The sequence below is a fragment of the Pleomorphomonas koreensis DSM 23070 genome, from assembly GCF_000425185.1.
Classification (GTDB): Bacteria; Pseudomonadota; Alphaproteobacteria; order Rhizobiales; family Pleomorphomonadaceae; genus Pleomorphomonas; species Pleomorphomonas koreensis.
Map to the genome: position 1 here is coordinate 112318 of NZ_AULH01000005.1, position 10973 is coordinate 123290.

Genomic DNA, 10973 nt, shown 5'->3' on the forward strand with positions numbered 1-10973 from the left:
ACATTCTCGCCCAGATTCCGCTCAACTCTGCTACAAAGGTCCGGCTATCGATACCGACCAGAACGACAACTGACGGGGACTGGGGCATGCCGACCATCGCACTCGTGGACGACGACCGAAACATCCTGACTTCCGTTTCGATCGCCCTCGAATCGGAGGGCTACCGGGTCGAGACCTACACCGACGGCGCCTCGGCCCTCGACGGCCTGACCAAGGTGCAGCCCGACCTCGCCATCCTCGACATCAAGATGCCGCGCATGGACGGCATGGAACTGCTGCGCCGCCTCAGGCAGAAGACCGACATGCCGGTGATCTTCCTCACCTCCAAGGACGACGAGATCGACGAGCTGTTCGGCCTGAAGATGGGCGCCGACGACTTCATCCACAAGCCGTTCTCGCAGCGCCTCCTGGTCGAGCGCGTCAAGGCGGTGCTGCGCCGCGTCGCCCCGCGCGACACCACCGCCGCGCCCAAGCCGAGCGACGCCAACCGCAACATCGAGCGCGGCAACCTCGTCATGGACCAGGAGCGGCACACCTGCACCTGGAAGGGCCAGAACGTGGTGCTGACCGTCACCGAGTTCCTGATCCTGTTCGCGCTCGCCCAGCGGCCCGGCGTGGTCAAGAGCCGCAACGCGCTGATGGACGCCGCCTACGACGATCAGGTCTACGTCGACGACCGCACCATCGACAGCCACATCAAGCGGCTGCGCAAGAAGTTCAAGGCGATCGACGACGACTTCGAGATGATCGAGACCCTCTACGGCGTCGGCTACCGCTTCAAGGAGACGTGAGGGCCGACGCCTTTCGCGAGACGCGATGCCGATCAGGGGAGCCGAGGACAGCGAACGGGACAGCGGCGGCCGCACCATGCGCCGGCTGCTGCCGGTCGTCGTCCGCCGCGTCAGGCGCTTCGTGTCGATGTCGATCGGCACCTCGCTCAGCCGCCGCATCCTCGTCCTCAACATTGCCGGGCTGGCGGCGCTGGTCTCCGGCATCCTCTACCTCAACCAGTTCCGGGCCGGGCTGATCGACGCCCGCGTCGAGAGCCTCTTGACCCAGGGCGAGATCATGGCCGGCGCCATCGCCGCCTCGGCGTCGGCCGTCTCCAATTCGATCACCATCGATCCCGAACGCCTGTTGCAGATGCAGGCCGGCGGCGAGATGACGGCGCCGACCGACAGCGAGAGCCTCGACTTCCCGATCAATCCCGAGCGGGTGGCGCCGCTCTTGCGCCGCCTGATCACCCCGACCAAGACGCGGGCGCGCATCTATGACCGCGACGGCATCCTGATCCTCGATTCCCGCTTCCTCTATTCGCGCGGCCAGGTGCTGCGCTTCAACCTGCCGCCGCCCAAGCCGCAGCCGCCGTCGCTGATCGAGCAGGTGATCAATGCCATCACCTACCGCCTGAGGCGCTTCGACCTGCCCGTCTACCGGGAGCTTGGCGGCGGCAACGGCCGCGGCTACCCGGAAGTCGAGCAGGCGCTCTCCGGCTCGCCCGGCACGGTGGTGCGCGTCAACGAGGCCGGCGAGATGATCGTGTCGGTGGCGGTGCCGGTGCAGCGCTTCGGCGTGGTGGTCGGCTCGCTGCTGTTGTCCACCGAGGGCGGCGACATCGACGCCATCGTCACCGCCGAGCGCTGGGGCATCTTCCGCGTCTTCCTGGTGGCGGCCGCCGTCACGGCCACGCTGTCCTTCCTGCTGGCCGGCACCATCGCCCGGCCGCTCAGGCGCCTCGCCGCCGCCGCCGATCGCATCCGGCGCGGCGTCAAGCAGCGCGAGGAGATCCCCTCCTTCGACCGCGAGGACGAGATCGGCGACCTCGCCCGCGCCTTCCGCGACATGACCAACGCCCTCTACAGCCGCATGGACGCCACCGAGAGCTTCGCCGCCGACGTCGCCCACGAGCTGAAGAACCCGCTGACCTCGCTGCGCTCGGCCGTCGAGACGCTGCCGCTGGCCAAGAGCGACCAGAGCCGGGGACGGCTCCTCGACATCATCCAGCACGACGTCCGCCGCCTCGACCGGCTGATCACCGACATTTCCGACGCCTCGCGCCTCGACGCCGAGCTGGCCCGCGAGGACGCGACGCCGATCGACGTCGGCCGCCTCGTCGAGGGCGTGGTGTCGCTGGCCCGCGAGACCGGCCGCCATCAGGAGATCGGCGTCGACCTCAGGGTCGAACGCGGCGACGGCGACAAGCCGCTGATGGTGCTCGGCCACGACAGCCGGCTCGGTCAGGTGTTCAACAACCTGATCGACAACGCCCGCTCCTTCTCGCCGGAAGGCGGCGGCGTCGAGGTGGCCGTCCGCCGCAACGGCCGGATGATCGAGGTGATCGTCGACGACCACGGTCCCGGCATCCGCGCCGAGAAGATCGAGCGGGTGTTCGAGCGCTTCTACACCGACCGCCCCGAGGGCGAGGGCTTCGGCAACAATTCCGGCCTCGGCCTGTCGATTTCCCGGCAGATCGTCGAGGCGCACCGCGGCACCATCACGGCGATCAACCGCACCGACGATGCCGCCGACCCCGACCGCGTCACCGGCGCCCGTTTCGTCGTGTCGCTGCCGGCCGACCTCGTCGCATGAGCCCCCCCACCATCCACGCCACCGCCGTGGTCGTCGGTGAGGCCGGCGTGCTGATCCGTGGCGTCTCGGGCGCCGGCAAGACGTCGCTGGCCTTCGCGCTGATCGACGCCGCCCGCCGCGACGGCCTCCATGCCGCCTTCGTCGCCGACGACCGCACGGCGCTGACGGCGGCGCACGACCGCCTCATTGCCCGCTGCCCGGAGACCATCGCCGGCCTCGCCGAGCGCCATGGCCACGGCATCGAGAAGGTTGCACACGTGCCGGCGGCGGTGGTGCGGCTCGTCGCCGACCTCGTGGCGCCGGACGCCCTGCCGCGCCTGCCCGAGGCGACGGAGGAATGGGTGGAGATCGCCGGCGTCCGGCTGCGTCGGCAGGCGATTCCGGCTCGCCGGACAGCCATTTCGGTGCCGCTGGTGCTCGCTGCCCTTGAGGAAATGAACAAGATTTAACGATCGGGACGGCATTTCCGGCCTAGGATAGACTTTTCCCGTAAAACGCCCCGACGGCCGGGCTTTTCAGGCCGCCGGCGGGTACTTTTGTCGAGCCGGCATCCATCGCCGGCGGGCCGGAAACCGGGCCAGCCGGCCTCAACCGGCGTTTTCCGCTTGCAAGAAATCCCGCTCTGGTGAAGATGTGGCCCGTTCCAGCTTGGAGCGAAATCGACATGGCGCGCCGCATGAGCTTCGCAATCTACAGGGATCGGACCCCAGAATGATCGGGTTGGTTCTGGTGACGCATGGTCGTCTTGCCGATGAATTCCGGTCGGCGCTCGAGCATGTGGTCGGTCCGCAGGCCGATTTCGAGACCATCTGCATCGGCCCCGAGGACGACATGGAGCAGCGGCGGAGTGACATCATCGCTGCGGTGGAGCGGGTGAATTCCGGCAAGGGTGTCATCCTGCTCACCGACATGTTCGGCGGTACGCCGTCCAACCTCGCCATTTCGGTGATGGACATCGGCGACGTCGAGGTGATCGCCGGCGTCAATCTGCCCATGCTGGTCAAGCTGGCGACCGTGCGCAAGGAGCGTTCGCTCGCCGAAACCGTCACCGAGGCCCGGGACGCCGGGCGCAAATACATTTCCGTCGCCAGCCAGGTACTTGCCGGATTATGACAGACGACAGAGCCAATGGCGCCATCGTCCGCGAACTGAAGATCCTCAACAAGAAGGGGCTGCATGCCCGCGCCTCGGCCAAGTTCGTCCAGTGCGTCGACCGCTTCGAGGCCGAGGTATGCGTCCTGAAAGACGGCCAGAGCGTGTCGGGCACGTCGATCATGGGACTGATGATGCTGGCCGCCGGCATCGGCTCGTTCATCGAGGTGCGCGCCACCGGCCGGGAAGCGCTCGACGCCGTCGAGGCGATCGCCGCGCTGGTCAACGATCGCTTCGGCGAAGGCGAATAGCCCCGATGGCGGCGCTCCGCGTCGTGCCGGCCGCGGCCGGGCATCTCGTCTCACTGCCCGGCTGGTTCGATACGCCGGAAGCACTGGCCATGTGGGGCGGCGGCGGCCTGCGCTTTCCCCTCGGCGGGGACCAGATCGCCGCCATGCTGGCCGAGACGACGACCGATCCGCCGCTCCGCCTCGCCTTCGCCGGCCTTCTGGACGACACGACGGTCGCCCACGCCCAGATCGTCCTCGACTGGCCGAACGGCGTCGCCCGCCTCGCTCGCTTCGCCCTGGCGCCCAGCCATCGCGGCAAGGGGCTGGCGCGGCCGTTCCTCGCCGAGGTATTCGCCCGGCTCGATGAGGCCGGCGACTTTCCCCGGCTGGAACTCAACGTCTACGTCCAGAACACACGGGCGATCCGCCTCTACGAATCCCTCGGCTTCACGCGTGAAGGCGTCCGCCGCTCGTCGACCAGGGTGGGCGAGGCGCGCTGGGACGTGGCGATCTACGCCATCATCCGCCAAGACTGATTTTATCGTCGCCCGAACAGCCGCTCGATGTCGCTGAGCTTCAGCTCGACGAAGGTCGGACGGCCATGGTTGCACTGGCCGGAGTTGGGCGTCGCCTCCATCTCGCGCAAGAGCGCGTCCATCTCCTCGACGCGCAGCCGGCGGCCGGCCCTTACCGAGCCGTGGCAGGCCATGGTGGCGGCGATGGCGTCGAGCTTTTCCCTGAGGCGCGTCGCCTGATCCCACTCGGCGAGGTCGTCGGCGATGTCGCGGACCAGCGCCGCCGTGTCGGTGCGGCCGAGGAGCGCCGGGATCTCGCGGATGGCAACGGCGCCGGGGCCGAACCCCTCGACGACGAGGCCAAGCTCGGCCAGCTCGTCGGCGCGCTCGATCAGCCGGTTGACGTCCTCCTCCGGCAGGTCGACGACGTCGGGGATCAGCAGCAGTTGCCGCTCGACGCCGCTGGCGATCTCCCGCTTCAGCCGCTCGTAGACGAGGCGCTCGTGGGCGGCGTGCTGGTCGACGATGACGAGGCCAGTCTCGGTCTGGGCGACGATATAGGTCTCGTGGATCTGGGCGCGCGGCGCGCCGAGCGGCCGGGCGAGGCTCTCGGGCGCCGGCTCGACGAGGCCGGCGCGGGCGTCGGCGGCGACGGCGTCGTCGACGACGGCGAAGCGGCCCTGCGGCGGCTCCTCGGCAACGGAGACGTCGTCCTCTTCCGAAAAACCGTCCGCTGCCGCGCCGGCGAGCGGCCGCTCGGGCGCCGTGCGCCAGTCGAAGGCGGCCGGCCGGCTGGCGTAGGACCAGGACGACCGCGCCGGCATCGGCCGGGCAACGGCGGCTTCGAGCACGTCCAGCGTCGCCGCGCCGTGCGTCGAGGCGGCGCGGTGGCCGGCGTCGGCGTGCGCCCGCTTCAGCGCGCCGACCATGAGGCCGCGCACCAGACCGGGATCGCGGAAGCGCACATCGGCCTTGGTCGGGTGGACGTTGACGTCGACCTCGTGCGGGTCGAGATCGACGAACAGCACGGCCGCCGGAAAGCGGTCGCGGGCCATGACGTCGGAATATCCGGCGCGGATGGCGCCGAGCAGCAGCTTGTCGCGCACCGGCCGGCCGTTGACGAACAGGTGCTGGCTCTGGGCGTTGGCCTTCTGCAAGGTGCCGAGGCCGGCAAGACCGGTGAGGCGGACGCCCTCGCGCAGCGCGTCGATCTCGATCGAGTTCTCCGCGAAGTCGGCGCCCATCACCTGCAACGCCCGCCCCCGGAAATCACCCTCCTGAAGGGCCGGGTAATCAAGCGGCGAGCGGTCGGAGCCCGACAGCGAGAAGCGGATCTCCGGGTGGGCGAGCGCCAGGCGCTTGACCACGTCGGTGATGGCGCCGGCCTCGGCGCGCTCGGATTTCAGGAACTTGAGGCGGGCTGGCGTCGAGAAGAACAGGTTGCGGACCTCGATGCGGGTGCCGGCGCTCAGCGCCACCGGCGCGATCTCCGAGCGGCTGCCGCCCGACACGCTGATCGCCCAGCCGTTGTCCTCGGACGCATGGCGCGTCTCGATGCGGAGATCGGCGACCGAGCCGATGGAGGGCAGCGCCTCGCCGCGGAAGCCGAGGGTGCGGATGTCGAGGAGGTCGTCCTCGATCAGCTTGGAGGTGCAATGCCGCTCGACGGCCAGCGACAGATCGCCGGCGGTCATGCCGGAGCCGTTGTCGACGACGCGCACCAGCGTCTTGCCGCCGCCCGAGGTCACCACCTCGATGCGGTCGGCGCCGGCATCGATGGCGTTCTCGACCAGCTCCTTGACGACGCTCGCCGGCCGTTCCACCACCTCGCCGGCGGCGATGCGGTTGATGGTGACGGGCGAGAGCTGGATGATGACCGACATCGGCTTCGGGAATCGCTTGCGGACGGAGGGATCGGAGGCGTTAGCATAGACGAAGCCGGCCGGCGGAGCGAGATCGGCGGCGGAACGGGAGACGCTCCATGACAGACTTCGGGATTTCGGCCGCCACGTCGATCGTCGTGCTGACCGGCGCCGGCATATCGCAGGAATCGGGGCTCGACACCTTTCGCGACGCCGGCGGCATCTGGGCGCGCTACGACATCGACGACGTGGCGACGCCGGAGGGCTTTGCCCGCAATCCGCCGCTGGTGCACGACTTCTACAACGAGCAGCGCCGCGAGGCGGCCGTCGCCGTTCCCAACGCCGCCCATCTGGCGCTGACCAACCTGGAGGCGGCGTGGCCGGGCCGCTTCCTGCTGGTCACCCAGAACATCGACGGCCTGCACGAGAAGGCCGGCTCGAAGGCGCTGCTGCACATGCACGGCGAACTCGACAGGTTCCTCTGCGAAGCCTGCGGCAAGCGCGGCCCCTGGCAGGGCGACATGACGACCGCCTCCGCCTGCCCGCTGTGCGGCCGGGCCGGCACGCTCAGGCCCGATATCGTCTGGTTCGGCGAGATGCCCTACTTCATGCCGGAGATCTACCGGGCGCTCGGCGAGGCCGACCTGTTCCTCTCCATCGGCACGTCGGGCACCGTCTATCCGGCCGCCGACTTCGTGCGGGCGGCCCGGCAGGCCGGCGCGGTCACCGTCGAATTGAACCTCGAAGCGTCGCGGCGCGGCCACGGCCTGTTCGCGCATGAAATCGAGGGCAAGGCGGGCGACATCGTGCCGGCCTTCGTGCGCGACCTCCTCGAAGGCCGGCTGCCGTCTTGACCTCGTCATGCCGCCCCCTTATCGGGAGGGCATGCAAAAGATAGACATGATCGCGGGCCTGTCGGCCCTCGCCGGGGCCTACGACGGCGTCATCTGCGACGTCTGGGGCGTTCTCCACAACGGCGTCTCGCCCTACCCCGCCGCCGCCGAGGCGCTGACCCGCTTCCGGGCTGCCGGCAAGGCGGTGGTGCTGCTCACCAACGCACCGCGGCCGGCGAAAAACGTCGAGGACCTGCTGCAGAGCCACTATGCCATCGGCCGCGACAGCTATGACGAGATCGTCACTTCCGGCTCGGTCGCCCGTCAGGTGTTCGCGAGCGAACCGCACAAGCGGCTGTTTCATCTCGGCCCCAAGCACAACCTCGGCCTGTTCGAGGGGCTCGATGTCGAGCTGGTGGGCGAGGAGGAAGCCGAATACGTGGCGCTGACCGGCCTGTTCGACGACGAGACCGAGACCGCCGAGACCTACCGGCCGATGCTCTCCCGCTTCGTCGCACGCGGCCTCAAGGTCTACTGCGCCAACCCGGACGTCGTGGTCGAGCGCGGCGACCGCCTCGTCTACTGCGCCGGGGCACTGGCCCAGCTCTATCTGGCGCTCGGCGGCGACGCCGTCATCATCGGCAAGCCCTTCAAGCCGGTCTACGACGCGGCGCTTGCCGCCCTCGACCGGGCGTTCGGCCGGCCGATGGAGAAAGCCCGCGTGCTGGCGATCGGCGACGGCCTGCCGACCGACATCAAGGGCGCCTACGGCCAGGGCATCGATGTGCTGATGGTGACGGCCGGCATCCACGGCGCCGACTTCGGCGATCTCCTCGCCCCCGATCCGGCGCGGCTCGCCGCCCGGCTGGAGGCCGAGGGCCTCGGCATCCGCGCCGCCCTGCCCCGTCTTGCCTGGTGAGGGCTCGTCCGGTGCGGAGACATGAAAAGAGGCCCCGCGGGGCCTCTTTCCTCAGGATCCGGCGCGATGGCGGCGCTCAGAAGAAGGCGTCGATGTCGTCCTGGCTGACGCCCTCGCCCTTGAACTGCGGCCCGTGCAGCATCAGCTCGCGGGCGCGTTTCTCGGCCGGCGTCTCGTTGGCGGCGACGTCGGTGATGCGCATGATCTTCAGCTTTTCCACCAGCGTGGTGATGCGCTTGTCGAGGGCGTTCAGGGTGGTGACGACCTTGGAGATGCGCTGGCCGGTGATGTCCTGGAAGGAGCAGGCCTGGAAGATGTCGATCACCTTCTCGCCGACCAGGGCCTGATAGGCGTCGACGTCCTCGACATCGGCCGCCATGATCTCCTCGGCCGCCGACATGATGGTGTTGGTGGCTTCCTCGGTCGCCTCGACGATGGCGTCGAGTTCGCGGCCGGCGGTCGGGATGTGCTCGTCGCGCATGTCGGAGAGGCGCAGCATCGCCAGCTCCTCCTTCATGTTGGCGATCTCACGCGCCATCTCGCCGAGTTCGGAGTAGATGGCGAGATCCATGCTCTTGAAGAAGGACTGGAAGCTTTCGGCCATCAGCTCGGCGAGGCGCATGACATCTTCGAGCGACACATCCTCGGCCTTGCGACCGTTGCGGAGGAAGTCGATGATCTTGGCCACATGCTCCGAGGACATGTCAGACATCGAGAAGCCCTTTTCTGAATGCGCGGCGTCGTCCGTCCCGGCGGGGCGGCTATGCGGACGTCTTGATCTTGAACTGGATGCGTCGGCTCTCGTCGCGCGTTTCCGGGGCGGTGGCGGGCGGCATGCCGCCGCCCCCTCGTGCTCTCCGGCGCGGTTCGGCCTCAGTCGCCGAACACGGCTTCGATCTTGCTCTTCAGCGTCGGGGCGTTGAAGGGCTTGACGATGTAGTTGTTGACGCCGGCCTTCTTGGCGGCGATCACGTTCTCGGTCTTGGATTCGGCCGTCACCATGATGAACGGCGTCTTCGACAGCGAGGAATCGGACCGCACCTGCTTCAGAAGCTCGTAGCCGGTCATCGGCTCCATGTTCCAGTCGGAGATGACAAGGCCGTAGCGGCGCTCCTTCATCTTGCCGAGGGCCTCGGTGCCGTCGGCCGCCTCGTCGACGTCCTCGAAACCGAGCTGCTTCAGGAGGTTCCGGATGATTCGGATCATGGTCTTGTAATCGTCGACCACCAGAACCGGAATCGATGTATCAAGTGCCATCGTTTACTCCAAACTGCCGCGGCGCCACCCGCGCCTCGATGACCAGCTCAAGTGCACGGGCGGGTGAACGTCCCTGCCGGGGCCCGTGCCTCTGGAAAAACCATACGACCGGGACCTGAAAAGTCGGTTAATTCCCGTCGTCGCCGATCCCCGGCCCGTTATCGTTCAGCGAGACGCTTGATTTACCATCCGTTTTTTCTTTGAATCGTTTTTGTGGCGCAGTTCGGCGGTTTTTTGCTCGATTTTGTCTTAAATCGCCGGCTGCCCGGTTTACGCTTTGCCAACCATGCCGGCGATTACCGGGTTGTCAGGCGCGCCGAGGGGCGCCGCGGCGGCAGGGCTGCCGTGGCAATTCGCCGCTTGACCTTGCCCGGAGCAGAAGGCACGGTCGCCGGCGCCGCCGAAACCGCCGGCGCCGGGCGATGGCGGCTTCCCGGCGACAGCAGATTCAAGAGACCATGCCCTCCTTCCAGTCCGTCGACCGTCAGTCCGTCACCCCGGCCCTCAGGGGCGGCGCCGTTGCCATCGGCAACTTCGATGGCGTGCACCGCGGCCACCAGGCCGTGCTGGAAGCCGCCCTCGCGGCGGCGCGACAGCGCGGCATTCCGGCCGTCGGCGTCACCTTCGAGCCGCATCCGCGCGACGTGTTCCGGCCCGAGCACCCGGTGTTCCGCCTGACGCCGGCGCCGGTCAAGGCGCGGCTGGTCGAGGCGATCGGGCTCGACGGCCTCGTCTCCATCCCCTTCTCGCCGGCCTTCGCCGCCCAGAGCCCGGAAGAGTTCGTCGAGCGGGTGCTGGTGGACGAACTGGCCATCCGCCACGTCGTCGTCGGCTGGAACTTCCATTTCGGCGCGGGCCGGCACGGTACGCCGCAGAAGCTGCGCGAACTCGGCGAACGTCACGGCTTCAGCGTCGACATCCTCGCCCCGTTCGAGACCGAGGACGGCTACACCGTGTCATCGAGCGCGGTGCGCGACCGCCTCGCCGAGGGCGTGCTGGCCGAGGCGACCGGTCTCCTCGGCTGGCACTGGTTCTTCGAGGGCATCGTCGTCGACGGCGACAAGCGCGGCCGCACCATCGGCTTTCCGACCGCCAACATCCGCCTGCCGCCGCAGGTGCGGCTGTCGGAAGGCGTCTACGCGGTCTACGCCCATATCGACGGCGTCCGCCATGCCGGCGTGGCGAGCTGGGGCCGCCGGCCGACCTTCGACAATGGCGCGCCGGTGTTCGAGACCTTCTTCTACGACTTCTCCGGCGACCTCTACGGCAAGACGCTTGCCGTCATGCCGATCGCCTACCTCAGGCCGGAGCTGAAGTTCGACGGCGTGGCGCCGCTGATCGTCCAGATGAACCGCGACGCCGAGGAGGGACGGGCCTTGCTCGCCGGCTTCGACGGCTTCACGCCCCTCGACCGGGCGCTGTGGCAGGACTGACGGCGGATATCCGGCGAAATCCGCCGGAACGTTCGCTTGTCAGTCCGGTGATTCAATCGGATCGGCGAGTGCGGGGGCGTCTTTCCTTTCGGCCGCTTTGCCGGTAGAACACGGCCATGCCTACGTTTCTCCGCCGTCCGCCGGCCGCACCGCACATCGCGCGAATTATCGGCCCGGTCCTGA

12 protein-coding genes are annotated in these 10973 nt (G+C 68.5%); 9 read left to right on the forward strand and 3 right to left on the reverse strand.

Features of this window, described 5'->3' with window-relative positions; genetic code table 11:
• Positions 1-86 precede the first annotated feature (86 nt).
• The 6 genes from H512_RS0102255 to H512_RS0102280 all read left to right on the forward strand — a co-directional run bounded on the left by H512_RS0102255 (position 87) and on the right by H512_RS0102280 (position 4507).
• The gene (locus H512_RS0102255) at positions 87-791 is read left to right on the forward strand and encodes a response regulator transcription factor (protein WP_026782139.1); all 705 of its coding nucleotides are present in this window, start codon (positions 87-89) and stop codon (positions 789-791) included.
• A 25-nt stretch (positions 792-816) separates the two neighbouring features.
• Positions 817-2589 (forward strand): sensor histidine kinase, encoded by a 1773-nt coding sequence (locus H512_RS0102260; RefSeq protein WP_026782140.1) that lies wholly within the window; start codon positions 817-819, stop codon positions 2587-2589.
• Positions 2586-3038: an HPr kinase/phosphorylase gene (locus H512_RS0102265; protein WP_026782141.1), complete on the forward strand. Its 453-nt coding sequence runs from the start codon at positions 2586-2588 to the stop codon at positions 3036-3038. Before H512_RS0102260 ends, H512_RS0102265 begins: the two co-directional genes overlap by 4 nt.
• Positions 3039-3300: 262 nt before the next feature.
• Positions 3301-3702 (forward strand): PTS sugar transporter subunit IIA, encoded by a 402-nt coding sequence (locus tag H512_RS0102270; protein ID WP_026782142.1) that lies wholly within the window; start codon positions 3301-3303, stop codon positions 3700-3702.
• A complete protein-coding gene (locus H512_RS0102275; RefSeq protein ID WP_026782143.1) occupies positions 3699-3992 on the forward strand; it encodes an HPr family phosphocarrier protein in 294 nt (97 codons plus the stop codon). The genes H512_RS0102270 and H512_RS0102275 overlap by 4 nt, the downstream gene beginning before the upstream one ends.
• 5 nt (positions 3993-3997) lie before the next feature.
• Positions 3998-4507: a GNAT family N-acetyltransferase gene (locus H512_RS0102280; protein ID WP_026782144.1), complete on the forward strand. Its 510-nt coding sequence runs from the start codon at positions 3998-4000 to the stop codon at positions 4505-4507.
• Positions 4508-4509: 2 nt separating this feature from the next.
• Here H512_RS0102280 and mutL read toward each other — a convergent pair whose 3' ends face one another.
• Positions 4510-6369, reverse strand: a complete 1860-nt coding sequence (gene mutL, locus H512_RS0102285) for a DNA mismatch repair endonuclease MutL (protein ID WP_026782145.1) — start codon at positions 6367-6369, stop codon at positions 4510-4512.
• Positions 6370-6467: 98 nt separating this feature from the next.
• Between mutL and H512_RS0102290 the strand changes: the two genes are divergently transcribed.
• Positions 6468-7202, forward strand: a complete 735-nt coding sequence (locus H512_RS0102290) for an NAD-dependent deacylase (protein WP_036789719.1) — start codon at positions 6468-6470, stop codon at positions 7200-7202.
• Positions 7203-7233: 31 nt separating this feature from the next.
• A complete protein-coding gene (locus tag H512_RS0102295; protein ID WP_084798266.1) occupies positions 7234-8100 on the forward strand; it encodes a TIGR01459 family HAD-type hydrolase in 867 nt (288 codons plus the stop codon).
• Between the two features lie 76 nt (positions 8101-8176).
• On the opposite strand, the gene H512_RS22265 is transcribed toward H512_RS0102295, so the two are convergent.
• Entirely contained in the window at positions 8177-8812 is a 636-nt protein-coding gene (locus tag H512_RS22265) for a protein phosphatase CheZ (protein WP_210162653.1), read from the reverse strand.
• 161 nt (positions 8813-8973) lie between these two features.
• A complete protein-coding gene (locus H512_RS0102305) occupies positions 8974-9357 on the reverse strand; it encodes a response regulator (protein ID WP_026782148.1) in 384 nt (127 codons plus the stop codon).
• A gap of 458 nt (positions 9358-9815) precedes the next feature.
• Between H512_RS0102305 and H512_RS0102310 the strand changes: the two genes are divergently transcribed.
• On the forward strand, positions 9816-10790 hold the full coding sequence (locus H512_RS0102310; protein WP_026782149.1) for a bifunctional riboflavin kinase/FAD synthetase: 975 nt from the start codon (positions 9816-9818) through the stop codon (positions 10788-10790).
• The last annotated feature ends 183 nt before the right edge of the window (positions 10791-10973 follow it).